The organism is Mesorhizobium sp. B2-3-2 (assembly GCF_006442295.1).
Lineage (GTDB): Bacteria > Pseudomonadota > Alphaproteobacteria > Rhizobiales > Rhizobiaceae > Mesorhizobium.
In genome coordinates, this window is record NZ_VFWA01000005.1 from 142,309 (window position 1) to 168,253 (window position 25,945).

General features: G+C 63.9%; 27 protein-coding genes. 12 read left to right on the forward strand and 15 right to left on the reverse strand.

All coding sequences use genetic code 11. The features are described 5' to 3' along the window. Window positions 1–68: 68 nt before the first annotated feature. Together FJ964_RS14820 and FJ964_RS14825 are read right to left on the reverse strand one after the other, a co-directional pair. Window positions 69–1,016: a DnaJ C-terminal domain-containing protein gene (locus tag FJ964_RS14820; protein WP_140551060.1), complete on the reverse strand. Its 948-nt coding sequence runs from the start codon at window positions 1,014–1,016 to the stop codon at window positions 69–71. A gap of 99 nt (window positions 1,017–1,115) precedes the next feature. Next, entirely contained in the window at window positions 1,116–1,586 is a 471-nt protein-coding gene (locus FJ964_RS14825; protein WP_140551061.1) for an RT0821/Lpp0805 family surface protein, read from the reverse strand. 40 nt (window positions 1,587–1,626) lie between these two features. Between FJ964_RS14825 and pdxH the strand changes: the two genes are divergently transcribed. Continuing rightward, the gene (pdxH, locus tag FJ964_RS14830) at window positions 1,627–2,244 is read left to right on the forward strand and encodes a pyridoxamine 5'-phosphate oxidase (protein ID WP_140551062.1); all 618 of its coding nucleotides are present in this window, start codon (window positions 1,627–1,629) and stop codon (window positions 2,242–2,244) included. Between the two features lie 7 nt (window positions 2,245–2,251). Here pdxH and FJ964_RS14835 read toward each other — a convergent pair whose 3' ends face one another. Then, complete coding sequence (locus tag FJ964_RS14835; RefSeq protein ID WP_140551063.1) at window positions 2,252–3,004, reverse strand: crotonase/enoyl-CoA hydratase family protein; 753 nt, start codon at window positions 3,002–3,004, stop codon at window positions 2,252–2,254. A 19-nt stretch (window positions 3,005–3,023) separates the two neighbouring features. After that, window positions 3,024–4,793: an acyl-CoA dehydrogenase gene (locus FJ964_RS14840; protein WP_140551064.1), complete on the reverse strand. Its 1,770-nt coding sequence runs from the start codon at window positions 4,791–4,793 to the stop codon at window positions 3,024–3,026. A 216-nt stretch (window positions 4,794–5,009) separates the two neighbouring features. Here FJ964_RS14840 and FJ964_RS14845 point away from each other — a divergent pair, with 216 nt between their 5' ends. From FJ964_RS14845 to FJ964_RS14860, 4 genes are all read left to right on the forward strand, one after another. Beyond that, a complete protein-coding gene (locus FJ964_RS14845) occupies window positions 5,010–5,246 on the forward strand; it encodes a hypothetical protein (RefSeq protein WP_140551065.1) in 237 nt (78 codons plus the stop codon). A gap of 49 nt (window positions 5,247–5,295) precedes the next feature. After that, window positions 5,296–5,592 carry a DUF1778 domain-containing protein gene (locus FJ964_RS14850; RefSeq protein WP_318013080.1) on the forward strand — a complete coding sequence of 99 codons (297 nt, stop codon included), beginning with the start codon at window positions 5,296–5,298 and terminating at the stop codon, window positions 5,590–5,592. Between the two features lie 193 nt (window positions 5,593–5,785). Next, complete coding sequence (locus FJ964_RS31350; protein WP_224713282.1) at window positions 5,786–6,091, forward strand: GNAT family N-acetyltransferase; 306 nt, start codon at window positions 5,786–5,788, stop codon at window positions 6,089–6,091. Window positions 6,092–6,225: 134 nt separating this feature from the next. Continuing rightward, entirely contained in the window at window positions 6,226–7,338 is a 1,113-nt protein-coding gene (locus FJ964_RS14860) for a glycoside hydrolase family 25 protein (RefSeq protein WP_140551066.1), read from the forward strand. Window positions 7,339–7,362: 24 nt separating this feature from the next. On the opposite strand, the gene purD is transcribed toward FJ964_RS14860, so the two are convergent. Then, window positions 7,363–8,646 carry a phosphoribosylamine--glycine ligase gene (gene purD / locus FJ964_RS14865; RefSeq protein WP_140551067.1) on the reverse strand — a complete coding sequence of 428 codons (1,284 nt, stop codon included), beginning with the start codon at window positions 8,644–8,646 and terminating at the stop codon, window positions 7,363–7,365. A 310-nt stretch (window positions 8,647–8,956) separates the two neighbouring features. Between purD and FJ964_RS14870 the strand changes: the two genes are divergently transcribed. After that, entirely contained in the window at window positions 8,957–9,706 is a 750-nt protein-coding gene (locus tag FJ964_RS14870; protein WP_140551068.1) for a hypothetical protein, read from the forward strand. A 30-nt stretch (window positions 9,707–9,736) separates the two neighbouring features. Here the strand turns inward: FJ964_RS14870 and FJ964_RS14875 are convergent, their stop codons facing one another. Continuing rightward, on the reverse strand, window positions 9,737–10,558 hold the full coding sequence (locus tag FJ964_RS14875) for a phytanoyl-CoA dioxygenase family protein (protein WP_140551069.1): 822 nt from the start codon (window positions 10,556–10,558) through the stop codon (window positions 9,737–9,739). A gap of 91 nt (window positions 10,559–10,649) precedes the next feature. On the opposite strand from FJ964_RS14875, the gene FJ964_RS14880 reads away from it, so the two are divergent. Further along, on the forward strand, window positions 10,650–11,561 hold the full coding sequence (locus tag FJ964_RS14880) for a LysR family transcriptional regulator (RefSeq protein WP_140551070.1): 912 nt from the start codon (window positions 10,650–10,652) through the stop codon (window positions 11,559–11,561). A 69-nt stretch (window positions 11,562–11,630) separates the two neighbouring features. Beyond that, complete coding sequence (ubiA, locus tag FJ964_RS14885; RefSeq protein ID WP_140551071.1) at window positions 11,631–12,614, forward strand: 4-hydroxybenzoate octaprenyltransferase; 984 nt, start codon at window positions 11,631–11,633, stop codon at window positions 12,612–12,614. Between the two features lie 166 nt (window positions 12,615–12,780). Here the strand turns inward: ubiA and FJ964_RS14890 are convergent, their stop codons facing one another. The 3 genes from FJ964_RS14890 to FJ964_RS14900 all read right to left on the reverse strand — a co-directional run bounded on the left by FJ964_RS14890 (window position 12,781) and on the right by FJ964_RS14900 (window position 15,945). Continuing rightward, entirely contained in the window at window positions 12,781–13,347 is a 567-nt protein-coding gene (locus tag FJ964_RS14890; RefSeq protein ID WP_140551072.1) for a DUF6101 family protein, read from the reverse strand. A gap of 182 nt (window positions 13,348–13,529) precedes the next feature. After that, complete coding sequence (locus FJ964_RS14895) at window positions 13,530–14,960, reverse strand: FAD-binding oxidoreductase (RefSeq protein WP_140551073.1); 1,431 nt, start codon at window positions 14,958–14,960, stop codon at window positions 13,530–13,532. 10 nt (window positions 14,961–14,970) lie between these two features. Then, entirely contained in the window at window positions 14,971–15,945 is a 975-nt protein-coding gene (locus tag FJ964_RS14900; RefSeq protein ID WP_181172479.1) for an L-threonylcarbamoyladenylate synthase, read from the reverse strand. A gap of 168 nt (window positions 15,946–16,113) precedes the next feature. On the opposite strand from FJ964_RS14900, the gene FJ964_RS14905 reads away from it, so the two are divergent. Both FJ964_RS14905 and FJ964_RS14910 read left to right on the forward strand, forming a co-directional pair. Continuing rightward, a complete protein-coding gene (locus tag FJ964_RS14905; RefSeq protein ID WP_224659715.1) occupies window positions 16,114–16,560 on the forward strand; it encodes a hypothetical protein in 447 nt (148 codons plus the stop codon). A gap of 112 nt (window positions 16,561–16,672) precedes the next feature. After that, window positions 16,673–17,062 (forward strand): hypothetical protein, encoded by a 390-nt coding sequence (locus tag FJ964_RS14910; RefSeq protein ID WP_140551076.1) that lies wholly within the window; start codon window positions 16,673–16,675, stop codon window positions 17,060–17,062. Window positions 17,063–17,112: 50 nt separating this feature from the next. Here the strand turns inward: FJ964_RS14910 and glyS are convergent, their stop codons facing one another. Beyond that, window positions 17,113–19,293, reverse strand: a complete 2,181-nt coding sequence (glyS, locus tag FJ964_RS14915; protein ID WP_140551077.1) for a glycine--tRNA ligase subunit beta — start codon at window positions 19,291–19,293, stop codon at window positions 17,113–17,115. A gap of 190 nt (window positions 19,294–19,483) precedes the next feature. On the opposite strand from glyS, the gene FJ964_RS14920 reads away from it, so the two are divergent. Beyond that, window positions 19,484–19,663, forward strand: coding sequence for a hypothetical protein (locus FJ964_RS14920; protein WP_140551078.1), 180 nt, complete (start codon window positions 19,484–19,486; stop codon window positions 19,661–19,663). 3 nt (window positions 19,664–19,666) lie between these two features. Here FJ964_RS14920 and FJ964_RS14925 read toward each other — a convergent pair whose 3' ends face one another. After that, window positions 19,667–20,587: a glycine--tRNA ligase subunit alpha gene (locus FJ964_RS14925; RefSeq protein ID WP_140551309.1), complete on the reverse strand. Its 921-nt coding sequence runs from the start codon at window positions 20,585–20,587 to the stop codon at window positions 19,667–19,669. A gap of 223 nt (window positions 20,588–20,810) precedes the next feature. Here FJ964_RS14925 and FJ964_RS14930 point away from each other — a divergent pair, with 223 nt between their 5' ends. Then, window positions 20,811–21,272, forward strand: a complete 462-nt coding sequence (locus FJ964_RS14930; protein WP_140551079.1) for a GNAT family N-acetyltransferase — start codon at window positions 20,811–20,813, stop codon at window positions 21,270–21,272. A gap of 61 nt (window positions 21,273–21,333) precedes the next feature. Here the strand turns inward: FJ964_RS14930 and FJ964_RS14935 are convergent, their stop codons facing one another. From FJ964_RS14935 to FJ964_RS14955, 4 genes are all read right to left on the reverse strand, one after another. Further along, complete coding sequence (locus FJ964_RS14935) at window positions 21,334–23,106, reverse strand: tetratricopeptide repeat protein (protein ID WP_140551080.1); 1,773 nt, start codon at window positions 23,104–23,106, stop codon at window positions 21,334–21,336. Between the two features lie 329 nt (window positions 23,107–23,435). Then, window positions 23,436–24,017 carry a biotin transporter BioY gene (locus FJ964_RS14945; protein WP_140551081.1) on the reverse strand — a complete coding sequence of 194 codons (582 nt, stop codon included), beginning with the start codon at window positions 24,015–24,017 and terminating at the stop codon, window positions 23,436–23,438. 106 nt (window positions 24,018–24,123) lie between these two features. Further along, entirely contained in the window at window positions 24,124–24,792 is a 669-nt protein-coding gene (locus FJ964_RS14950) for a GntR family transcriptional regulator (RefSeq protein ID WP_140551082.1), read from the reverse strand. A gap of 106 nt (window positions 24,793–24,898) precedes the next feature. Further along, window positions 24,899–25,915, reverse strand: coding sequence for a polyprenyl synthetase family protein (locus FJ964_RS14955; protein ID WP_140551083.1), 1,017 nt, complete (start codon window positions 25,913–25,915; stop codon window positions 24,899–24,901). Window positions 25,916–25,945 lie beyond the last annotated feature (30 nt).

Consider the following 25,945-nt stretch of genomic DNA (forward strand, 5'->3'; position numbering starts at 1 on the left):
CCCTATCGCACAGGCACAGAGCCCCTTCAAGCGCTCAAACGGGACAGTTCGGGGACAAGAGCCGCCAATCAGCCTTTTTGGCTGCGCAACAGCCCTTCGAGCGCGCTGTCGCCGCCTTCCGGCAGCATGATGCGCACATGGGCGTAGAGATCACCGTGGCCGCCGGCCTTTTCCGGCAGGCCCCTGCCCTTCAGGCGCAGGACCTTGTCCGAGCTCGACCAGGCGGGAACGTTGACCGCGAGCTTGCCGGTCGGCGTTTCGACGGCCACCTTGGCGCCAAGCACCGCGTCGGCCAGTTCCACCGGCAGATCGGCATGCAGGTCGCGGCCGTCCAGGCGGTAGCGAGGATGCCGGCGGAAGCGGATCTTGACCAGGGCGTCGCCGGGCTGGCCCGGCCCCTGCTCGCCCTGCCCCTTCAGCCGGATGGTCTGCCCGTCCTCTACATAGGCCGGCAGCTTGACCGCCACCTTGCGGCCGTCGGGGAACATCGCCGTGACCTTTTCAGCGTTCGCCGCTTCCTCGATGGTGATGTCGAGCGTGACATTGAGGTCGGCGGCGGTTGCCGGCTGGCGGCGGTCACCCATTCCTGCCCCGCTTTGGCCGGCGCCTCGCGAGCCGGAGAAGACGTCGCCAAAAATCTGGCTGAAGATATCGCTGTTGCCGTCGAACGGATCGCCGCCCGGGCGTCCGGAGCGGAACTCGAATCGCGAACCGCCGGCTCCCTGCTGCTGGCGGCGAAACCCGGCGAAGGGGTCACCGCCACCGGGGGCGCCCTCGAAGCCCTGGAAACGCGGCTTGCCGTCGGCGTCGATCTCGCCGCGATCGAAAGCGGCGCGGGTCTTCTCGTCGCCGACGATCTCATAGGCCTGATTGGCCGCGGCAAACCGGTCCTTCGCCTTGGGATCATTCGGATTCTGGTCCGGATGATGCTTCTTGGCGAGTTTGCGGTATGCCGATTTTATGTCCTTGGCCGATGCGTTCTTTGCAACGCCCAGCACCTCATAGGGGTCGCGCATGCTTCCTGCCCTGGAGAAAGAGTGAGTCCATAGTCGCCTCTTATATGCGCTCGCATAGGAAGAAATTCCAGTGCTGGACGTTATTTCAAAGGTGGAAGATCAAAGCGTCCTGAAGTCCTGCATGCGCCAGCCGCCGCCGCTGGCCAGGCAGAGTTCGCCCGCGAACATGGCAACGCCGTCAAAGCTTTCGCGCGAAGCCTTGAAGCGGCGGCAGGTCTGGCCCCCGTCCTTCAATTCCGCCAGTTCGGTGATGGAGCCGCGCGAACCCGTACCGGCATTGGCCCACGGCACGGCTTGACCGCGGAGTTGCTCGATGTCGGCGGAGGACACCGCGTTGCCGATCGTCGTCTGGTCGGAATCGCGGTCCGAATCGGCCGGCGCGGCCGGCGCGGCCGGCGCCGAAATGCTGCCGGTCAGGATCGAGCGATCGACCTCGGCCTTTTGCAGGCTGAAGCCGCCCGCGCCGCATGCGGCAAGCGGCAAGGCAATCATCACGACCGCGGCTTTGGCGCTGGCTGAAGCAAATAGGCTGCCTTGCCTGCTGTCAAAAGCTTGCGCGATACGCGACAATCGGCAACCTCCCCTGTTTGGTGAAAATTTGAGAAAAACTATGAGTGACACTGAGTTAACAAGCGGTGACTTTACCGAGGCCGCCGAGCCGTTTCGCCTTTTTGCCGCATGGCTGGACGACGCCACCAAAAGCGAAATGAACGACCCCAACGGCGTGGCGCTGGCAACGGTGGATGCCGAGGGCATGCCGGATGTGCGGATGGTGCTGCTCAAGGGGTTCGATGAGAGCGGCTTTGTGTTCTACACGAATTTCGAAAGCGCCAAGGGCCGGGAGATCCTGGGCAGCATGAAGGCGGCGATGTGCTTCCACTGGAAATCGCTGCGCCGCCAGGTGCGCGTGCGCGGGCCGGTGGAGATCGTCAGCGATGCCGAAGCCGACGCCTATTATGCAACACGGCCGCGCGGCAGCCGCATCGGCGCCTGGGCCTCCAAACAGTCACGGCCGCTGGAAAGCCGGTTCGCGCTGGAAAAGGCGGTGGCCGAATATACTGCCCGCTACGCCATCGGCGAGATTCCGCGCCCAAAACACTGGTCGGGTTTCCGCATCGTGCCGAAGACGATCGAGTTCTGGCACGACAGGCCGTTCCGGCTGCATGACCGGGTGGTATTTTCGCGCAATGCCGGAGGCGGTTGGGACAAGACGCGGCTTTATCCCTGAAGAGGACTCAGCTCTTCTTTCTGGTCATGAATGCCGTCAGCGCGGCGCGTGCCTCATCCGATTTCAGCCGCTCGCGAAAATGCTCGCTTTCCTCGCCGATGCGAGCGACGAGGTGCTCGCGCGGCCCGCGCATCAGGTCGCGCGCGATCCTGAGCGCCTGCGGCGGCTTGGCCGCGATCTGGCCGGCGGCCGCCAGAACCGACGCCTCCAGCGCTCCTTCCTCGACCACTTCGTAGATCAGGCCGGCGGCCTTGGCGCGTTCGGCCGAGAAGCCTTCGCCAAGGCCGAGCAGCGCGAACGCGCCCTGCTGGCCGAGGATGCGCGGCGCCAAGAGGCTCGATCCTGCTTCGGGCACAAGGCCAAGGTCGACGAAAGGCGTCCTGAACACGGTGCGCGGCGTGGCGAAAGTCAGGTCGCAGTGCAAATTGAGCGTGGTGCCGATGCCGACCGCGATGCCGTCGACACCGGAGACGATGGGTTTTTCGACCCTGGCCAGCGCCATCAGGAAATCCCAGACTTCCGTGCCGCCTTCTCCGCCGGTAGCAACGACCATGAAGTCGGCGAGGTCGTTGCCGGAGGAGAAGGCGCCGGGCACGCCGAGAAAGACATGAACGCGGACTGCCGGATCCGCATCCCCTTCGGCCAAGGTTTGCGACATCCTGGCGTACATGGCGCGCGTCAGCGCGTTCTTCTTGTCCGGGCGGTTCATGCGGATGATCTGGATGGCGCCCTGGCGCTCGACGAGGATATGGTCTGTCACGGTTCTTTCCTTGTGAACGTCAAGCGGAAATCAATGTCTTGCCGGCAGCGGCGAGGCTTGCGGCGCCGTCGACAACGCGCCCCTTCAAGGCACTTGTCTCGCCGAGCAGGTTCTCGGCGAAGAAGCGGCAAAGCGTGACGCGGCCCGGATCGGCAAGGGCGCCCCGCGCCAGGTAGGCGCCGCCGGCTGCAAGCGAGATCAGCCTGAGATAGGGTGTCGCGCCGGCAAGCGCCTCGTCCGTCCGGCCATCGGCCGACAGTTTTTGCAGGAAACGCGTCGCTTGCGTCAGATCGTCGAGCCCGCTGTCGAGAGCATCGGCCGTGCGGCCAAGCCCTTCGAGATTCGATGTCCGCACGGCATTGGCGACAGCGCCAAGCTCGGCAATGTAGCCGTGCACATGCTCGCCGCCGCCGAGCGGCAGTTTTCGGGTCACCAGATCGATGGCCTGGATGCCGTTGGTGCCCTCGTAGATCGGCGCGATGCGGGCGTCGCGGTAGAGTGCCGCGGCCCCCGTCTCCTCGATGAAACCCATGCCGCCATGGACCTGGACGCCGAGCGAGGCGACCTCGACGCCGATATCGGTCGAAAAGGCCTTGGCAAGCGGCGTCAGCAAGTTGGCCCGGTCGCGCCAATGGGCCGCCTGGTCACCATCCGAGACCCGCGCCAGGTCGATGGCATGGGCGCAGGAATAACTGATCGCCCGCGCGATCTGCGTCAGCGCCTTCATGGTCAGGAGATTGCGCTGCACGTCGGGGTGGTGGACGATCGGCGCCATGCCGGCGCCGCCATAGCCCGACGCCTTGCCCTGGCGGCGCTCGTTGGCATAGGCAATCGCCTTCTGGGTCGCGGCTTCCGCGACGGCCACGCCCTGCATGCCGACGGCGAGGCGGGCATTGTTCATCATGGTGAACATGCAGGCCAGCCCCTTGTTCTCCTCGCCGATCAGCCAGCCGACGGCGCCGGGCCTGGCGCCCTGAAAACCGTCGCCATAGATCATGGTGCAGGTCGGCGAGGCATGGATGCCGAGCTTGTGCTCGAGGCCCGAACAGAAGACGTCGTTGCGCGCGCCAGGCGAGCCGTCGGCGCCGACCAGGAATTTCGGCACCAGGAAGAGCGAGATGCCGCGCGTGCCCGCAGGCGCATCAGGCAGCCGCGCCAGTACCAGATGGACGATGTTGTCGGTGAGATCATGCTCGCCATAAGTGATGAATATCTTCTGGCCGAAGATGCGGTAGGTGCCGTCGCCGGCCGGTTCGGCGCGCGCGCGCAAGGCGGCGAGATCGGAGCCGGCCTGCGGCTCGGTCAGGTTCATCGTGCCCATCCACTCGCCGGAGACGAGCTTCGCGAGATATTTGGTCTTGAGGTCTTCGGAGGCATGCTTGTCGAGCGCCTCGACCGCGCCCATGGTCAGCGTCGGGCCGATGCCGAAGGCCATGGCAGCGGAGTTCCACATTTCGAGCGCGGCGACGCCAAGCATGGTCGGCAGCGCCTGGCCGCCATAGTCTTCCGGGCCGGAGAGCGCGTTCCAGCCGCCCTCGATCCAACGGCGATAAAGTTCCTTCCAGCCCGGCGGCATGGTCACCGCCGCATCCTTCAGCACAGCGCCGTGCTCGTCACCGATCTTGTAGAGCGGCGCGACCTCCTCGGAGGCGAAGCGGCCGGCTTCGCCAAGAACGGCGTCGACGATATCCTCGCCGAGATCGCCGAACGTGCCGCCATCGAGGGCGGCCTTCAGGCCGGCCACATGCTTGAGTGTGAACGCGATGTCCTCGACGGGTGCCCGATACATGCCGCTCGCTCCTCCTGATGCATCGGCCCGGCTGATCCTAGGACCTGCTTGCCCCAAACCGTATTCGCCTTTGGGCGATCTCCCATCTTCTTTTTACGTAAACGTCAAATTTTGTCACGCTGATTTTGCAATCGCGCGGGCTCGTATTAAATTCGATGGATGCCGGATCAAAATCGACCGGCGACAGACCGGAACCAGCCAACTGGAAACCAACTCATGCTCGCCAGACCTGACGCCTACCGTTGCATCGAATGCGGCCTGCCCTACCGGGCGGCGGGGTTCTCGTACTATCATGGCGAAGTGGAAAACGGCGCCGCCTATTGGTCGGATCGCGGCATATTGTGCTCGCCGAAATGCTCGCTCGCCCACCACCGCAAACGCGCGGCCGAAGGCACGTTGCAACAGGGCCCGGCGCCGGATCCGTTTGAAATTCAGCCATTCGGCCGGCGCTGACCGTCGCACTCGATATGTACGGGTAAATCCCGTACATACTGTGCTAGAGGTGATCGCAAGGACAAACCAACTGACCCGTACCTCCCGTCTCGAAGCTCGGATATCCCCTGATATGCTGAGTGTGGTGAAACGTGCCGCCGAAATCCAGGGCCGCAGCGTCAGCGACTTCGTGGTCTCCGCAGCGCAGGAAGCTGCACAACGCACCGTTGAGGAGACCGCTATCATCCGCCTGTCCATCGAGGATCAGCTCGCTCTGGCAGAGGCCATTCTCAATCCGCCCGAACCTAATGAAGCGCTGCGCAAAGCCGCCGACGCCTACAAGCGACTTGTCGTCGAATCCCGGTGAGTCTAGGCTTGATCATCGAGCCGCTGGCCGGATCGTATGATCGTAAGGCATTCAGCTGTAGCGTGCTGGCACTCGACCAATATCTACACGAGCTGGCAAGCCAGGACGTCAAACGCCGAGTTAGCAACTGCTTTGTCGCCGCAGGTCGTGATGTCGTCTCATTGCCGGATACTACACTCTTGCAGCGTCAAATGTGCCCATCACTTCTCCGCCGGAAGACCTGACAAGACGCCTACCGCGTTACCCGGTCCTGCCCGCCATATTGATCGGAAGGTTGGCAGTCGATACCCGATATCAGGGACAAAGAGTAGGATCGATACTGATCGTGGACGCACTTCGGCGCTGCGCCCAAGCTGCTCCTGCTTCCTTCGCACTGATCGTCGACGCAAAGGACAACAAGGCCGCGGCTTTTTATTGCAAACATGGTTTCAGGCCATTCCAAGACCGGCCATTGTCGCTGTTCCTATCGGTAGCGACGGCGTTGAGGCTGTTCGGCTGACGGACCGCATTGCCTTGAAAGCAAATCCTTAACCATGGCGGTTCAGGATCCGCCTTGGATCAAAGGGGATTCCCTGTTTGAAAAGGACGGCGCGTTTTCCTCGCCGCATAGCGCTTTTCGCCCTTGCGGTGACAATGGCGCTAACACCGGCGGCAAGGGCCTCGGATTTCTCCGAGCCGTGGAAAAGTGCCGATCGGGCGCTTGTCGTCGACGCCTACGAATACAACTCCATCGACTGGGCGCAGCTTGCCACGGACAAGCGCGTCGTCGGCTTCATCAACAAAGCCTCCGACGGCATGTCGCCGCCCTATTCCTGCTCCGGAGACGATACCGAGGTAAAACTCTGCAAGGCGCTGTGGAAGCGCCATGCGGTGACACGCGAACTGTTCCAGACGCGCAAGGTCGTGGCCAAGGCGCTCGGCCTGAAATGGGGCGCCTATCACCTCGCCCGCCCCGGCAATCCGGTCGAGCAGGCCAATAATTTCCTCGATTTCGCCGATCCCGCGCCGGACGACCTCATGGCCCTCGACATCGAAGGCATCGATCCCGCGCAATGGATGTCGCTCGACGACGCCGAGGCGTTCGTGCGCCAGGTGCATCGGCGCATCGGCCGCTTCCCGGTGCTCTACACCAATGGCAAGACCGCCCAGTATATCGCCGACAACAGCTACAAATACGGGCTGCTGTCGCGGCTGCCGCTCTGGTATGCGCGCTACAAGCCTGACATCGACGTGCATTTTCCCATCGGCAACTGGCAAGGCTATGCGCTCTGGCAATTTTCGGCGCAGGCCAATTGCGGCCGCTTCCGTTGCCCCTATCGGGTAGCCGGGACGCCCAACGACATCGACGTCAACGTCGCGCCGACCGATGCCGCCACGCTGCGCCAGCAATGGCCGTTCGGCGGGCTGATCGACGTGCCGGCGGATTATCTCGCCAGCGTACCGGTGCCGCTCTCGCGCGCAGCCGCTTTGGCGGGCAAGACCACCCTTATCTACGCCGACGTGGCGACGCCGCCGAGTTTCGAGGAAATGGTCGCGGTGCTTGGTTCGCGCTGGTCGAAATTTCGCGACGGGTTCCGCATGCCTGTCGTGAAGACGGTGCCGCGGCGGCCAATCTTCGGCATCGCTCAATATGTCGCCTGGAAGCGCGCCGGGCAGCGCTCGCCCGCGCAACTCGACGCCGCCTTCGCGGTGGCGACGGATCCGATGAGCACCGGTTCGACCGAACTCGACCGGGGCAAACGCTGAAAGTGCGCGACCGGATGTTTGCGTTCAGCTTGCTCCTGCCTTTTCGCGCGCCACGGCCTGCCAGCCAATGTCGCGGCGGCAGAAGCCCTGCGGCCAGTCGATACGGTTGAGCGCGGCATAGGCCTTCTTCTGCGCCTCGCCGACAGTCGCGCCGATCGCGGTGACGTTCAAGACGCGACCGCCGTTGGCGACCAGCGCGCCGCCATTGATGGCGGTGCCGGCATGGAAAATCTGGGCGCCCTCGCTGGCGGCCTCATCGAGCCCTCGAATGACCGAGCCTTTTTCGGGCGTGCCGGGATAGCCCCTCGCGGCCATGACGACGGTCAGTGCCGCCTCGTCGCTCCAGCGCGCCGACATGTGCGCGAGCTGGCCATCGACGGCGGCATTGAGCAGCACCAGCAGGTCGTCCTTCAGCCGCATCATCAGCACCTGGCATTCGGGGTCGCCGAAGCGGGTGTTGTATTCGATCAGCTTCGGCCCTTCGTCCGTTATCATCAGCCCGGCGAAGAGAATGCCGGCGAACGGTGCACCTGTTGCAGCCATGCCGCGCATGGTCGGTTCGACGATCTCGCGCATGGTGCGCTCCACCATCTGCGGCGTCATCACCGGGGCCGGCGAATAGGCGCCCATGCCGCCGGTGTTGGGGCCGACATCACCATCGCCGACGCGCTTGTGATCCTGCGCGGTGCCGAAGGGCAGTGCTGTAGTGCCGTCGCACAGGCAGAAGAAGCTGGCCTCCTCGCCGGTCAGAAACTCCTCGACCACCACTTCCGCACCGGCGGTGCCGAAAGAACCGTCGAAACAGGCGTCGAGCGCGGCCAGCGCCTCATCCATCGCCATTGCCACCGTGACGCCCTTGCCCGCGGCAAGGCCGTCGGCCTTGATGACGATCGGCGTGCCCATCTTCTCGACATAGGCCTTGGCCGATGCCAGGTCCGCGAAACGGCCATAGGCGGCGGTGGGGATATCGTATCTGGCGCAAAGATCCTTGGTGAAGCCCTTCGACCCTTCGAGCCGCGCCGCCGCGCGCGACGGGCCAAAGACGCGGATGCCCCAGCCACGCAGATCGTCTGATATGCCGGCCACCAGCGGCCCTTCCGGCCCGACCACGACGAGGCCGATCTCTCGGTCCTTGCAGAAGGCGGCGACAGCGGAATGATCGGCGATGTCCAGCTTGACCAGCTCCGCCTCGCGGCCGATGCCAGGATTGCCGGGCGCGGCATAGAGCTTGGTCAGCAACGGCGACGCGGCGATCTTCCAGGCGAGCGCATGTTCGCGGCCGCCGGAGCCGAGAAGAAGGACGTTCATGGCCACCTCTTGATGCCTGTAATCTTCCAGAGAACCCGCTATTGCTCTCTGGACGACGGGTCAAGGTATCCGGGCGCTTTGATCGGAATTGCGCACGGGAACGTTACCCCTGCCCGAAAATGAAGCAAGCCAGCCCGGCCGCCTTTGCGATATTTGCATTGGCCTTCGAAAAGAATTTTGATCCATGCAGAGATCTTCTGCGAGTCCAGCCCATAGATTTCGCAAAGAGAAAATTTTCCCTCTGCAATTAGGAAAGCCGCAACATGGTTCCGATACTCCTTGCACGTCCGGGCTTGGTAGGAGACTGGTGGTGCTCGAAGACAATATTTGGATGGCTTCGCTCGAAGTTTATACCCGCAACCGGAAATGGGTTGTCGGATACATCTGCTTGGCTGGTGGGCTGGCGCTGCTCGAGAGGTTCATACACATCAACTCCGGAGCTTCAATCTTCATCGGCGTAATGACGTCGACCTTCTTGGCTATTCCTGCTCACATTGCCGTTTTGACGCAGCTTGACCCCGAGCAGGTATCCGATTGGCTAAAGGAAAGACCCAAGGCATTCTTCAGTTTTGTAAAACGTTGCCTGTTACTCGGCCTGCTCGGTGCTATAGCTCCCGTGACGATTGCGATAGCTATGGTCATCGGCGGCGTTCGTCCGTCCTTCGCCCTTCTGGCAGCTCTTGTTGTCTGGGTCTTTTCCGGCATCGCCGCGTTCGCAAAATGGGGTACGATGTTGCCTGCGGTCATTGCCGATGATGATCAAACGCTTGCCGTTGCAGGCCAACGCGGCTCCAAGGTTTTCGGATATGCGTTCCCGCGTCTGCTCATCTCGTTCGGCTTGGTCACGGTATTGTTTGTAGCGATATTGATGTTGCTGTCCTCTTTGTTGGGCATCGATCCGAAGGATTCAAGTGCCGCATCTCTAATCCTGTCTGTGGCAGGGGCAATCATTGGCGCATATCAAATCGTCATGACATCCGTTGTGTTGTCACGTTCCTATCTCAGAGCGCGACCGCCTGTGCCGCCTGCACGCCGGATGGCATTTGCCTTCGGCAGATAAGTTGCTTCCACGGTTGCGGGCCTTTCCAACTCAGCTCTGGAAGACGATCGGGAACCAGTCCTCGCGCAGCTTCTGCCCCGGCTGCATGCCATGGCCATGATAGGGCGGCGAGGTGCGCCCCGGCCGTTCGACGTAATGGGCGTCGTCGCCGACCCAGCGCAGCGAGAGTGCCCGCCGCCGCGCCGCGGTCAGGTTGCCGCGTGCGCCATGCGCGGTCCTGAAATCGAACAGGATGGCATCGCCCGGCTCCATTTCCCATTCGAGCACCTCCAGCGAGGGGTCCTTGTCTGGATCCGGCACCGGCAGGTAGTCACCCTCGTCGGCATAGAAATTGCTGTCGTCGAGCCAGCGCACCGGCAGGATCATCTTGTCCCATTTGTGCGAGCCGGCAATCAGCCGCAGCGTTGCTTCCTTTACAGGGTCGATAGGGATCCAGAAGCTCACCGTCTGCCGGCCGTCGACGAAATAATAGGGGATGTCCTGATGCCAGGGCGTCGGCTTCTGCGTGCCCGGTTCCTTGACCAGGACGTGGTCGTGGAAGAACTGCGCAGTGCGCGACCGCATCACCGCGGCGGCCAGTTCGGCCGCGGGCGATTCGCGCACCAGCTTGACGAATTCGGGAATGCGTTCCCAGTTGCAGTAGTCATCGAAGAAGCTGCCGCGGCCATTGGCGATATCCGACGCGGTTGCGCTGCGGTCTTGCATGTTGCGCTCAATGCCGGCGGCAATCGTTTCGACCCAGCCCTTGAAAGCGCCGCGGATGCAGACAGCGCCGTCGCGCTGGTAATCCGCAATCGTCTGCGCATCGATCAAGCCTGTGTCGATCGCGCGAAGTGCAGTCTGGGAAGCCATGGCGTTCTCCTTTCAAGGATCGACGCCACTATCGCAAGCCTCTTTCATTCAGTAAAATAATAACTTCTCATCTGTCAAATAGTGCCACTCTATGAGTCTGACCCTAACGCAGCTGCGCTATCTGGTTGCCGTCGCTCGCCACGGCAGCGTTACCGGCGCGGCCAGGACGCTGAACGTGTCACAGCCGTCCATTTCGGTGGCGATCGACGCGGTCGAACAGGATTTCGGCCAGAAGCTCTTCGTGCGCCAGCGCGGAAGCGGCGTTTCGCTGACCTCCTTCGGCCGCGCCGTGGTGGCCAAGGCAAAACAGGTTCTCGTCGAGACGGATGAACTCATCGGTCTCGGCTCGCGCAAGTCGGCGCTCGGCGGCGAACTGGTGCTCGGATGCTTCGAAGATCTGGCTCCCTATTTCGCGCCGGCTCTGATCCGCGCCTTCTCGGAACGTCATCCGGAGGTTGCGGTGATCGTGCGCGACGAGACCTTCGAGACGCTCGGGCGGCGCCTCGGCGATGCCGCCGTCGACCTCGGGCTCACCTATGATCTTGGCCTGCCTTCGCATTTCGCCCGCATCCTGCTGCATGAACTCAGGCCGCATGCGCTTTTGCCGGCCGGACACGCGCTGGCGGATCGTCCCGATGTCAGCCTGGCCGATCTGGCCGCCTACCCGCTGATCACGACGGACCAGCCGCATAGTTGGCAGCACATGCTGGACCTGTTTCGCAGCCGTGGCCTGTCGGCGGTCGCCGATAGGCAGACAAGCTCGTTCGAACTCCAGCGCAGCATGGTGGCCAACGGCTTCGGCGTCGCCGTCAGCTACACGAGGCCGCATGGCGACCGCAGCTATGACGGCTTGCCTCTCGTCTGCAAGCCGCTTTCCGATCCATTGCCCATGCAGCGCATCATCCTCACCCATGACACGCATCAGCGCCTGCCCAATGCCGTGCTGGCTTTCATCGACGTGGCAAAGGGCTGGTTCTCCACCCGCGACATCTTCGCCTCCTGAAGCGCTGACGAATGCCACTGCCCTGCTCGCCGCTTGACGGTTTGCGCGGCGGCTGCCACTCCATCGTCCATGGAAACGGTTCAGTCGAAAGCAGCCCAGGGCCGCGTCGCCGACGCGCCGAACGGCCATTGGGTCTATCGCGTGCTGCCGCGACCAATATGGCCCTATGCACAGCTCGCTAGATGGGACAGGCCGATCGGCTGGCAGTTGCTTTTGTGGCCGTGCTGGTGGTCCGTGGCTCTCGCGGCCAGTGCCTATCCCCGCCCGGGCGATCCGCTGCTTTCGCTGCTGCCGGCACCCTTGTACCTCGTGCTGTTCCTGGCCGGCGCAATCGCCATGCGCGGCGCCGGCTGCACCTATAACGACCTGGCTGACGAAGACATCGACAATCAGGTCGAGCGCACGCGCTCGCGGCCGCTTCCGTCGGGCAAGGTCACGCGGCGCGCGGCGTGGCTGTTTGTCATCCTGCAGGCACTGGTCGGACTTGCCGTGCTCTTGCAGTTCAACAGCTTCGCCGTCCTGCTCGGCGTCTGTTCGCTGGTCATCGTCGCCATCTATCCATTCATGAAACGGATCACCAACTGGCCTCAACTGGTTCTCGGCCTTGCCTTTTCCTGGGGCGCGCTGATGGGATGGGCGGTTGAGTTCGGCGATCTGGACGGGCCGGCCGTCATGCTCTATCTCGGCTCGATCCTGTGGGTGATCGGCTACGACACGATCTATGCGCACCAGGACAAGGAAGACGACGCGATCGTGGGCGTACGCTCGACCGCGCGCCTGTTCGGCGACAACACCAAATCGTGGCTGGCCGGGCTTTACGGCGGCGCGCTTGTCTGCTTCGCCATCGCCTTCGCGTCGGCGCAGGCTCCTGTCGTGGCTCTGGCCGGGCTGATCGCCGCCGGCGCCCACATGGCGCGGCAGATCCTGGTGCTGGATATCGACAATCCGGATCAATGCCTGCGGCTGTTCAGGTCGAACAACCAGGTCGGCTGGCTGATCTTCCTCGGCCTCATCGGCGGCGCGCTGTGGGTGGCGCTGAAGCCGCTGGTGTAGCGGCTTGTTTCCTTCTCCCCTTGTGGGAGAAGGTGGATTGGCGCGCAGCGCCAAGACGGTTGAGGGGTGCGTGTCGGAGCGCCGTCGATGCCAAGCTGGAACACCCCTCATCCGACCGAGCTTCGCTCGGCCACCTTCTCCCACAAGGGGAGAAGGAAAGCCCAACCTACTCCCTTGCAATGATCTCCTCGCCGCCGATCACCAGCCTGAGACCTAGGTCGCCCGCCCTGCGGCGGGCGAGGAAGCGTGGGCGGCGCATGTTGGAAACGCGGCCCTTGCGGCGATCCTGCGGCGGCAGCGTCTTGATGGCGGCACCGAGCGATTCCTCCAGGGTGCGGGCAACGCCGTCCGATTCGATCAACAGCATCGGCAAGCGATAGGCGTCGGCCCAGGCGCGCCAGTCGGCGGCGACGTCGTCGAGGTCGTCGGCGACCAGCAGCGGCACCGACAGCATGGGATCATTGTGCAGGAGTTCCAGGGTCACCGTGACATTGCCTTCCGGATCTTCCATCGCGCGGGCGGCAACGCCGCGGAACGCATTGGCGGGCAGAGCGATGATCGCCGGTACGCCGCTCATCTCCAGCAGGCGGCGGATCACGGCGCCACGGTGGTCGATGGTGAAGGTAACATCGCCATAGTCGTCGCGTGTGGCGTAGCTTACCACCTGCGGCAGGCGGAATGGGTCGAGGCGCATGTTGCGTCCCGCCCAGACTGGCTTCAGTCCAGTGTTCATTGAATGCCTTCCTGTTTCTCCTGAGAGCCGGTGTCCGGTTCTCTCCGGGCCAGTTTTCCCGGCCTCGTTATGGGGAAACAGTAGCGCGGCCTCCTTACCGCCGCGCTTAAGAAAGTCGGTTAAATTTTGCTGATCATGGGGATGGTTATCGGAATGCGACCGAGCGCTTGATTCCGAAAGGATCAGATAACCTTACCCGGGTTCATGATGCCGGCCGGGTCGAAAGCCTGCTTGACCCTGCGCATCAGGTCGATCGCCATCGGCGGGGCGGTGGCGATCAGTTCGTCCCGCTTCAACTGGCCGATGCCGTGCTCGGCCGAGATCGAGCCGTGGAAGGAGCGCACGACGTCGTGCACGGCCTTGTTCATGGGATGGTAGAGATCGAGGAACGCCTGGTCGTCGCCGTCGACGGGCCGCGAGATGTTATAGTGGAGATTGCCGTCGCCCATATGGCCGAAGCAGACCACGCGCGCTCCGGGGCTGACCGAAGCCACCGCGCCGGCAGCCTCCTCGATGAAACGCGGGATCGATGCCACCGGCACCGAAATGTCATGCTTGATCGAGGCGCCCTCGGGCTTCTGCGCGTCGGGCAGCACCTCGCGGAAATTCCAGAAGGCATCGCCTTGCGCAAGGCTGGCCGCGATCACCGCATCGCCGACGATTTCCTGTTCCAGGCCGGCCCCGAGCACGTCCTCGATCAGGGCCCTGGCATCTTCCGGCGAACGGCCGGACGAGATCTGCATCAGCACATACCACGGCCAATCCTGCGCCAGCGGCCGCACCACGCCCTGGGCATGCGCCAGCGTGAAATCGTAAGGCCGCTTGCCGATCAGCTCGAAGGCGGTGAGCGCGGCGCCGGCGCGGTCCGTCGCCAGGCTGAACAGCGACAGCGCCGCCTCGGCCGACGGCAGGCCGACGAACGCAACCTCGCGGCCTTTCGGCTTCGGGAAGAGTTTCAGCACCGCGGCCGTGATGATGCCGAGCGTGCCTTCGGCGCCGACGAACAGGTTCTTGAGGTCGTAGCCGGTATTGTCCTTCTTCAGCTTGCGCAGATCGTCGAACACCTCGCCCGTCGGCAACACCACCTCGACGCCGAGGCAAAGCTCGCGCGCATTGCCATAGGCCAGCACGCCGGTGCCGCCCGCGTTGGAGGAGAGATTGCCGCCGATCTGGCAGGAACCTTGCGCGGCCAGCGACAGCGGAAACAGCCGGTCAGCGGCATCGGCCGCTTCCTGCAGCGTCTGCAAGATGACACCGGCCTCCGCCGTCACGGTGTTGGACAGGACATCGATTTCGCGGATGCGGTTCAGCCGCGACAGGGACAGCACGATCTCGCGGCCGGACCTGTCCGGCACCTGGGCGCCGACCAGCCCGGTATTGCCGCTTTGCGGCACGATTGGCGTTGCCGTCTCGGTCGCCAGCCGCATGATCCGGCTGACCTCGTCGACGCTGCCCGGCCGCAGCACAAGCGATGTCGCGCCATGCCAGAGCCCGCGTCGTTCCGTGATGTAGGGCGCGATATCGCGCTGGTCGCGCAGCGCGTATTTCTCACCGACGATCGCCGCGAAGCGGTCGATGAGAGCGGTGTCGAGAGTCTGGGCGATGTCGGTCATGTGCGCGAAACTATGTTGGCGGCAAGCTATTGTCACGCGGGGCGGCGGCACGTGAAAGCCGATCGTTGATCGCTTCGCCGAGCCCGTCGAAGGGAACGGGTTCGACGGCGATAGTCCGCGCGCCGCTGCGATCGAGTTCCTGCATGTAAGCGAAAAGATTGCTCGCCGCTTCGCGCAGGTCACCGGCCCCGGACAGATTGAGGCAGGCGGCCGCCTTTTGCCAGCCTTCAGCGCGACGTTTGCCGAAGGCCAGCAGCGCCTCGCCTTCCCCGACGGCCCCCGCGTTGAGCCGCACCGCGGCGTCAGGCGCATAGTGCGAGGCAAGCATGCCCGGCGCCTCGACACCGGCGTCGGCGCCGCGCAACAGCTCCATGCCGACGACCGCCTCGATTTCCTGGGCGGCAATGCCGCCGGGCCTCAATAGGCGCAATTTTCCCCCTTCGGCCTTGACGATGGTCGATTCCAGCCCGACCGGCGTCGCGCCGCCATCGACGACCAACTTTATGCGTGCGCCGAGATCAGCCGCCACGGCTTGCGCCGTCGTCGCGCTGATCCTGCCGGAGGAATTGGCGCTGGGAGCCGCAAGCGGCCGGCCGAGCCTTGCAATCAGGTCGCCGCCGAAGCCCCTCGGCATGCGCAAGGCGATCGTGTCGAGCCCGGCCGTGACCAGCGGATGAATGTCGTTGCCGGGCCGCTGCGGCAGCACCAGCGTCAAAGGACCTGGCCAGAACGCAAGCGCCAATTTCCTCGACAGCGGATCGAACAAAGCAACGCGCTCGGCCATCGCCATGTCGGCGACATGGGCGATCAGCGGGTTGAACCGCGGCCGTCCCTTGGCCTCGAAAATGCGCGCCACGCCGATGCCGTTGGTGGCGTCGCCGGCGAGCCCATAGACGGTCTCGGTCGGAATGGCGACCACGTCGCCGCTTTCAAGCAGCGCCAGCGCCCGTTCCATCGCCTCGCCGACGGCAAGAATTTCAGCCACTCTGCTCACCTCACGGATACCGGCTGCGTAGTACGATGGCGTCCAAGGGGCAAGCCCGTCCCTTGGCGATTTACCAATCCCTAAAATGCTACGGTTCCGCGAAAGCCGGCATCAATTCCGGCCCGCTATCGTGCGGCTTCCGGGCAATGGGGAGCTTTCATCGTGTCTATGCGTATCTGGGGAACGGTTGCTATCACTCTGGCGGCGATGGCCGGCGGCGGCGCCCAGGCCTCGTCACTCGTCTTTCCCGGTGCGCCGGCCTCGACGCCATCCATCATCGTGCTGCAGGCGACCGACGCCGCCGAGGCGGGCGATATGCGATCGGTTGTGGCGCTCGGTGACCCTGACGTCACCTATGAAAAGGTGGCAGCGATCCCGAACGCGCCCGAGGCGCGGCACGGCTTGCTGCAAAACCCGATGATCATTCGCGGCGGTATCGTCGGCAGCGCCTTCTCGACGCCCACGCAGGCCAAGGCGCCGGCCACTGCTCCTGCAACCGCCACCGCTTCGGCGGCACCGGCGGCGAATGGGCAGAAGACCCCGGCGACATCACCGGCAGCCGCGCCCGCGGCGGCAGCGCAGCAGCCCGTCCCTGGGGTCGGCAAGCTCAAGTAGCGACTGTCTTGACGTCGGTCCGGCGTCCGGCACCATTGCCGGACAGGCCGCTTTTGCCGACGTGGACGAGCGTCGCTTCGCCTGACAGAATTCGATCATTTGAGGGGGGTACATGAGCATATTCAGAATAGTCGCCGTGGCCGGTTTTGTATTGGCATCGCTGGTTGGCCAAGGCGTTGCCCAAGCCGACGAGATGCTGGGATCGTATGTCGCGCGCATTTCCGATCGGGATCACCAGGCGAGCGATGGCTATGCGCTCGGCAGCGCCGCACAGATGGTGCGGCAGGACCGCGCCAACTGGCACAAATTCCATCGCCGCGACCGCGACGACGAGAGCGACCCCTGGTTCCGGACCAATGACGGCCGCGCCGATCTGCAGCGCATGCTGGAACTTTCGGGCGCGATGAGTTCCTCGACCCGACGCGCCATCGTCAATGGCGAGCCGCTGATCCAGGTCGATGTCTACGAAAACAGTGTGCGCGTCAGCATTCTGGCAGACTGACGAGAAGGACGACGCCCGCGCCGCCGTTTTCCGTCTTCTCTGTCAGCAGCTTAACCGGCAATCTTGGAGAAATCCGCGACCTGGTCAGTGGCCGCGCGGATGCGGGCGAGCAGCGCCAGCCGGTTGGCGCGCACGGCTTGATCCTCATCATTCACGAGAACGCGTTCAAAGAATGAATCAACCGGTTCCCGCAAAACGCTAAGCGCCAGCATGGCGGCGGAAAAGTCTTCGTTTTGAATCGCTTCGCCGGCTTGCTTCTCGGCCTGATTCACCGCCGCAAAAAGCGATTTCTCGGCATCCTCGCGGAACAGCACCGGCTCAACGGTTTCGGCGACGAGCGTTTTCTTCTTCTCCTCGGCAGCCAAAATGTTGGCCGCGCGCTTGGTGCCGGCGAGCAGGTTCTTGCCGTCCTCGGTGTCGAGGAAGGAGCCCAGCGCCTCGACACGGCGCACGACCTGCAAGAGGTCGTCGGACTGCGGCGTGATGACCGCGTCGATGAGGTCGTGGCGGGCCCCCTTGTCGCGGAGGTAGACTTTCAGGCGATCATGGAAGAAGGCGAGAAGGTCTCGGACCTGATCCATATTGCCAACCGTGTAGTTCGTGGAAGCGCTGCCGAAGATCGTCGTCAGCCCCAGTCGAATGCGGTTCTCGACCAGAACCCTCACCACGCCGAGCGCAGCGCGACGCAGCGCGTAAGGATCCTTGGAGCCTGTCGGCTTTTCATTGATGGCCCAGAAGCCGACAAGCGTATCGAGCTTGTCCGCGAGCGCGACGGCGATCGACACCGGATCGCTCGGCACGTAATCGGAAGGGCCCTGCGGTTTGTAATGCTCTTCGATGGCTGCGGCCACGGACGGATGCTCGCCCTGGAGCAACGCGTATTTGCGGCCCATGGCGCCCTGCAATTCGGGGAATTCGCCGACCACTTCGGTCGTCAAATCGGCCTTCGCCAAAACGGCGGCGCGACCCGCGAGCGCGGCAATCGCCGCCCTTGAGGGGGAGATCGCTTGCGCCACCGTCGGTGCCAGTTCTTGTGCCAGCCGCTTGATCCGCTCCACCCGCTCGCCCTGAGTGCCGAGCTTGGCATGGAAGGTCACATTGAGATGGTCGAGCCGGGCCATGCGCTGGTCGAGCGGCTTCTTGAGGTCGAGCGCGAACTTTTCAGCCGACGCCTCGAGCTCGGCGAGATCGGGCAGATCGCCCTGGTCGGTCGTCCAGAAATACAGCGCGTCGGAGAGGCGCGCGCGCACCACCTTGCCGTTGCCGTGGGCGATCTCCTTGCCGCCATCGCTCGCCTCGACGTTGGCGGTGAGGATGAAGCGGTTCGAAAGGGTTTCGGCTTGCCCCTGCGGGCGCGTGACAAAACACTTCTGGTTGGCGCGGATGGTCAGCCGGATCACCTCGGCCGGAATGGCGAGGAAATCCTGCTCGAATTCGCCCATCAATACCACGGGCCATTCCACCAGCCCGGAGACCTCTTCCAAAAGTCCCTCGTCCTCGACAAGATCGAGTCCGTTGGCGAAAGCCAGATTGCGGGCGTCGGCGAGGATGATCTCCTTGCGCCGGTCGGCGTCGAGCACGACCTTGGCGGCCTCCAGCTTGCTCACATAGTCGTCGAAGCGGCGCACGGTGATTTCGCCGGGTGCGTGAAAGCGGTGGCCGTAGGTGACATTGCCCGAGCGGATGCCGTCGATCTCGAAATCGACCACTACAGGCTCCTCGGTTTCGGGGCCGAAGGTGCACAGGATCGATTGCAGCGGCCGTACCCAGCGCAGCGAGCCGGGCTTGGCCGAGGCCGGCCCCCAGCGCATCGATTTCGGCCACGGGAAATTGCGGATGATATCAGGCACCAGCCCGGCGATGATCTCTTCGGCCGCCCTGCCCGGCTTGGAAATGTGCGCGACATAAAAGTCGCCCTTCTTCGGGTCGGAATGGACGTGTGCCTCGGCGATCGAGGAAAGCCCGGCCTTGCGTAGGAAGCCCTGGACAGCCTGTTCAGGCGCTGTCGTCGATGGACCTTTGATCTCCTCGCGGATGTCCTTCGAGCGCGCGGTAAGGCCCCTGATGTCGAGCGCCAGCCGCCGCGGCGTCCAGTACTCGCGCGCCGCCTCGTAGGTCAGCCCTGCCTCGACCAGACCGTCGGTCAGCATCTTCTTGAGATCGCCCGCCGCCTTGCGCTGCATGCGGGCGGGTATTTCCTCGGAGCGAAGTTCTAGAAGCAGGTCAGGCATGGTTGAAGCTCACGCAGCAATGGTCCGCGGGCCATAGCAACTCGGCTGGCCGCTGTCACCCTTTCCAGAAATTTTGGGCGTCCTGTCGGGACGGGATGACCCCACCCGTCCTTGGATCAAAGATTTCCATGAACCGAACGCAGCGCTGAAGCGACCCACGCTCAGGCAGAGAGCTATTGGCTGAACGACCATGAAAACGGCATCCAGACTTTTGCAAATCCTGGCGCTCAGCGCTTGCTTCGCAGCCCAGGCCCATGGCGCCTTCTCGATGCCGGGCGTGCGCCAAGCATTGCGTATAATGGCCGGCCCAAGCGGCCAGATTCTATCGTCGATCGACGCTTCCCTCGATTTGATGAGGGAGGATGCCTGAAGCTCAGGCCGCCAATCCGCCGGCCTGCGTCTTCAAGAACGCCTCGCCGCAGGCTTTCGCCAGATTGCGCACCCGCAGGATATAACTCTGCCGCTCGGTGACGGAGATCACGCCGCGCGCGTCGAGCAGGTTGAAGACGTGGCTGGCCTTGATGCACTGGTCGTAGGCGGGAAACACCATGCGGTGCATCGGCAGATTGTCGTTCGATGCCGGCGCGCCGGCGTCGAGCAGCGCCTTGCATTCGGCCTCGGCATCGTCGAAGTGGCGCAGCAGCATCGCCGTGTCGGCGTATTCGAAATTGTGACGCGAATATTCCTGCTCGGCCTGCAGGAAGACATCGCCATAGGTGACCTTGTCGGGGCCCTCGCGGCCGTTGAAATTGAGGTCGTAGACATTGTCGACGCCCTGCACATACATGGCCAGCCGTTCCAGACCATAAGTGAGCTCGCCCGCAACCGGCGCGCATTCGATGCCGCAGACCTGCTGGAAGTAGGTGAACTGCGACACCTCCATGCCGTCGCACCAGCATTCCCAGCCAAGCCCCCAGGCGCCGAGCGTCGGGCTTTCCCAATCGTCCTCGACGAAGCGGATGTCATGCAGCAGCGGGTCGACGCCGATCGCGGCGAGCGAGCCGAGATAGAGCTCCTGCAGGTTCGGCGGATTGGGCTTCAGGATCACCTGATACTGGTAGTAGTGCTGCAGCCGGTTCGGATTCTCGCCGTAGCGGCCGTCCTTGGGGCGGCGCGAAGGCTGGACGTAGGCGGCGTTCCAGCGCCTCGGTCCAAGCGCCCGCAGCGTCGTTGCCGGATGGAAGGTGCCGGCACCGACCTCCATGTCGTAGGGCTGGAGAATCACGCAGCCATAGTCCGCCCAGTAATTGTGCAAAGTCAGGATCAGCCCCTGAAAGGAGCGGCTGGGATGCATATGGGCGGGGATTTCAATCGTCGAGATTTCAATCGTCACGGGGGCCTCGGCTGCAAGGGCTGACTTGCGGCCCCGTCCTAGAGACACGGCGGCGAAGCGTCAAGCAAGGCGGGCGTCGCGAGGCATGTCGAAAGCTTTGCGAGCGGCTGGCCCATTGCCGGCCACGAGTGCGTGCCTTCTGGTGAAGGCTCACAACTCCGCCTCGCCAGACAACAGGTCAGCCATGCCCAACTCCATCACCGTCCGCCCGGTCACGCGCCAGGATTTCGAGCAATGGCTGCCGCTGTGGGACGGCTATAACGCGTTTTACGGGCGCTCGGGCGAGACGGCGCTGGCAAGCGAGATCACCGCCATGACATGGTCGCGCTTCTTCGACGCCTATGAGCCGGTGCATGCGCTGGTTGCCGAAAGCGAGGGCCAGCTTGTCGGCCTTGTCCATTACCTCTTTCACCGCAGCACCACGGCGATCGCGCCGAACTGCTACCTGCAGGATCTTTTCACCGATGAGACCTTGCGCGGCAAAGGCATCGGCCGGGCTCTCATCGAGGGCGTCTACGAGCGGGCGCAAGCGGCCGGGTCGGGCCGGGTGTACTGGCTGACGCACGAGACCAATCACACCGCCATGAAGCTCTACGACAGGATCGGCGAGCGCTCGGGCTTCTTCGTCTACCGCAAGCTGTTCTGACACGGCCGCCAACGAAAACGGGGCCGACAAGGGCCCCGCTCGCGAGCAACATCATTTCATCTTAGCCCTTCGGCGCGGCCGGCGCCGGCTTGACCTTGGGGGTTTCCTGCGCCGTGTTGGACTCGATCGGCGGCAGGCCCTTCATCAGCTTCTGCTGCAAGGCGGCAAGCACGTCGGGATCCGGCTTCAGGTCGCGCGCCTGGTTCCACTGGAAGGTTGCTTCCAGCTTGCGGCCGACGCGCCAGTAGGCATCGCCGAGATGGTCGTTCAGCACCGGATCTTCCGGCTTCAGCGACACCGCGCGTTCCATTTCGCGGACCGCGTCATCGTACCTGCCGAGGCGGAAATAGGCCCAACCCAGCGAGTCGACGATGTAACCGTCGCTCGGCCTGAGGTCGACGGCCTTCTGGATCATCGCCAGGCCTTCCTTCAGGTTCATATTCATGTCGACCCAGGAATAGCCGAGATAGTTCAGCACCTGCGGCTGGTCGGGCTGCAATTCCAGCGCCTTGCGGAAATTCGGCTCGGCCTTCGGCCATTCCTTCAGCCGCTCATAGGCGATGCCGCGCTGGTAGAAGATATTCCAGTTGGCGGCGGTCGGCGTCTTCAGCGCCTCGACGGCTTTGTCGTAGAGATTGGCGGCGGAACGGAAATCCTCCTTCGACGAATAGACCCCGCCGAGCGCCAGATAGGCGCGCATGTCGTTGGGATGCGCATCGACGAAGGCCTTCAGATGCGTGATCGCCTCGTCATGGCGATCGAGATCGGCAAGGTTGAGGCCAAGCTGTAAGTCCGAAAGCTCCTTCAGCGGCGAGGTATCCGGTATCCGCCGGTAAAGCGCGATGGCCCCCTCGCCGTCCTTCAGCTGTTCGGAAACGGCGGCAAGCTGCACCAGGGCGGCATCGCTGTCGGGCTTCAGCGCCAGCGCATATTGCAGATAGAGCCTGACGAAAGGCTCACCGCCGCCGCGATTGAGCGCGGTCGCCAGATCGAGCAGTATCTCGGAGGCTCCGTCGGATGGACCGGCAACGAAGGGCGGGATCTTGTCGCCCTTGCTGATCCTGTCGCGCAAGGCGACGATTTCCAGCTTGCCCGGCGAAAACGCCTCGGCCTGGTCGAGCACCGATACTGCCTTGGCCGTGTCGCCCTTGCGGGCCAGGAACGAGGCATAGGCCTGCGCATTGCGCATCCAGGTTTCGGGAGCCGCACTGCCGGCGGCGGTGTCCTGCATGGTCGCGGCGTAGATCGCGTCGGCCTTCTCAGGCATGTTGGACGCATCGGCGATCAGAGCGCGGTGGAAGGATTTGAACAGGCCGAACCAGTCCGGCCCCTGCAGCTTGTCGATGGATGCCATCGCCTCGCTGGGGTCGCCGGCGCCCTCTTGGGCCCAGCCGGACATGACGCCGGAGATCAGCCGGTCGAGATCGGATTCCAGCGACAGCTTCAGCCAATACTGGGCCTTGGAAAAATCCTTCTTGTGGAAGGAATCGACCGCCAGCGCCAGGCGCGAGAACCGTTCGACGTCGGGAACTTCCTTGAGCTTGTCGGCATAGACAAGGGATTCGTCGAAGCGGCCTTGCGCGATCAGCGATAGCATCAGGCTCTGTTGCAGGCCCGTGTCGCTCGGATCGAAGGCCAGGGCCTGCTTGTAATAGGCGATGGCGTTGTCGAGGTCGTTGTCACCCTCGGCGATCCGGGCAGCCAGATAGGCTCCCGAGAAGGATGTGATCTTCACCGGTTCGGTGGTCTGCTTGGCATAGGCCGGCAGCGCCGAAATCGCCATGCCCGTCACAAGTGCCAGCCTTGTCAGCCAGCGCGCACGTCCCTGCTGCATCGTATCCCTTTCAGCCAGGCGCCATCTCCGCGTCAGCGGGATCGACGTAGATTCGATCTTTCGGAGAAAAGCATGGCCTTTTTGGGGTCACGCTTCAATCCGCCTCGAATTCACAATCGGGTCACCCGATTAACAAACCATGCCGGCAAAGAACGGTTTTCAGTCCGAAACCGGCGCATCGGCGTCAGGAGTTGCCGGCAGGCGGGGCGCCGCAGGCGTGCACCGTGATATCCACCCGACGCCACCGGGCTGCACAGGCCGCTCCATTCGCAGCCTTGGCAGGCCCGGCGCATAAGGCCGACAGGGAAAGCCTGTCGCATCCGCGCCAGCTATTTCGCCTTGCCGCGCGGGAGCGCCATCAGCGTGGCGGCGCCAAGCGCCGACTTGAGCAGGCCGCCAAGGACGAACGGCAGGAACCCGTAGGCGACAGCCTTCTCGGCGCCGATGATGACGGCGAGCCACGCCGTGCCAAGGGCAAGGCACAGCAGGTTGCCGAGCAGCATGGCGGCGAAGGCAAGCACGACCCTGCCGCCATTCCAGCCGCGCTCCGCCAGCCAGCCGACCAGCGCGCCGACAACCGGGAAGGCGAAGAGGTAGCCGCCCGTCGGGCCGACGAAATGCTGTACGCCGGCAGCCCCGCCGGCCAGAACCGGGAAGCCGACCGCACCCTCAACCAGCCAGGCGGCGATGGTGATCGCGCCCAGCCGCCAGCCATAGAGCGCGCCGACCAGCGTCACGGCGAAGGTCTGCATCGTCACAGGAACCGGCACCATCGGCACCTCGATATAGGAGGACAGCGCCAGCAAGAGAGTGCCGAGCACGACGGCGCCCGCCTGCCAGCCGAGCGATCGCTCCTGAAGCCTGAGCGGGCTGAAGGACGGTTTTGCGGACGAGAACGCGATGTCGGTCATAGGGACTCCCTTGGTCGGTCCAAAATTATAGATAATTTCTGCCTTCGATCTATTATCGAAGCCACAATTTTTGGACGATGGCAAGGCATGCCTTGCGCATGGGCGGTTAGCCCACGATCGCGAAGGCCTCCCGCGTGGTGCCGGAGGCGGTCCTGACCGGCTTGCGGCCAATCCATTGCACGTGCCGCCCCAATGTGGCCGCGGCCGATTCGGTGTTCCCCTGCCGCAAGGCGGCCAATATCGCCCGGTGGTCCTGATCGGTGCGGGTCTCCCATTCCGAGCGCCATGCGGCGAACAGGAAACGGGCGCTTGCGGCGTGCAGGTCATCGATGGTGGCGAGAAGACGCGACATGCCGCATGGCGCCAGGATCAACCGGTGAAAGGCGCGGTTGGCTTCTTCCCACGACCTGACGTCCCGGGATTTGTCGCCGGCCTTGGTGGCCTCCTCGGCCCGATCGAGAATAGCCGAGGTCAGATGCGGCGCCGCGTGGCGCAGCGCCAGAACTTCGAGCGCCGCCCGCATTTCGGCGACCTCCTTGACTTCGCCGAGGTCGAAAGCCGCCACGCGCACGCCGCGGCGCGGTTCGCTGACGGCGAGGCCTTGCGCCTCGAGGCGGCGAAAGGCCTCGCGCACGGGAACATGGCTGGTGTGGAATTCCTCGGCCACGTGATCCTGCCGCAGCCGCGCGCCGGGTTCGATCGCGCCCGAGATGATGCGATCCGCCAGAACCTTGCCGATGCGCACCGCGATGGTGTCGTCCGTGCCCTTTGCCATGTTTTATAGATAATTTGCAGCCGGGCAGCTTGTCGAGGCGGCGGAGACGGATTCACGGATTTCTCCCCAGCACGAGCCAAAGGAGGCCTGCGTGAAGGGCAGCGGCTCAGTTCACCCGGCTGATGCAGAAATCGATGACGTCGATCAGCGCCGATTTCTGCGGCGTCGCCTCCAGCGGCGCCAGCGCGTCGCGGGCGATCTCGCCGAAATGACGGGCACGCCCGATCGTGTCGGCGATCGCGCCGTGGTGGGTCATCAGCCCGATCGCCTTTTCGAGGCCGGCGTCATCGGTGACATTGTCCTCGATGGCCCGCTTCCAGAAGGTGCGCTCGGCCTTGCTGCCGCGCCGGTAGGCGAGAATGACCGGCAGCGTCACCTTGCCCTCGCGAAAATCGTCGCCGACATTCTTGCCCAGATCCTTGCTGGTGCCGCCATAGTCCAGCGCATCGTCGATCAGCTGGAAGGCGAGCCCCAGGTTCATGCCGTAGGAGCGCAAGGCGGCGCGGTCGTTGCGCGTCGCCTGGGCGATGACGGGGCCGACCTCGGCGGCAGCCGAGAACAAGGCAGCGGTCTTGGCCTTGATAACGGCGAAATGCTCGTCCTCGGTGGTCTCCAGGTTCTTGGCGGCGGCAAGCTGCATGACCTCGCCCTCGGCGATGATCGAGGCCGCGCTCGACAGGATGTCGAGCGCCTCCAGCGAACCGACATCGACCATCATGCGGAATGCCTGGCCGAGCAGGAAGTCGCCGACCAGAACGCTCGCCTGGTTGCCCCAGATCATGCGGGCCGTCTTCTTGCCGCGTCGCATGCCGCTCTCGTCGACGACGTCGTCGTGGAGCAGCGTCGCCGTGTGCATGAACTCGACCGATGTGGCGAGCTTGACGTGGCCCTCGCCGCCATAGCCGAACATCTGTGCGGCGGCGAGCGTCAGCATTGGCCTGAGCCGCTTGCCGCCCGACGAGATCAGGTGGTTGGCGACCTCCGGGATCATCTCGACATCGGATCCGGCCTTCGACAGGATCAATTCGTTGACGCGCCCCATGTCGGCCGCCGTCAGGTCGATCAGATCCTTGATGGAGGCGGGTTCCCGCTTTCCATTTTCGATGTTGAGAACGACACCCACGACAAACTCTCCCGTCTGATGTAACGCGTG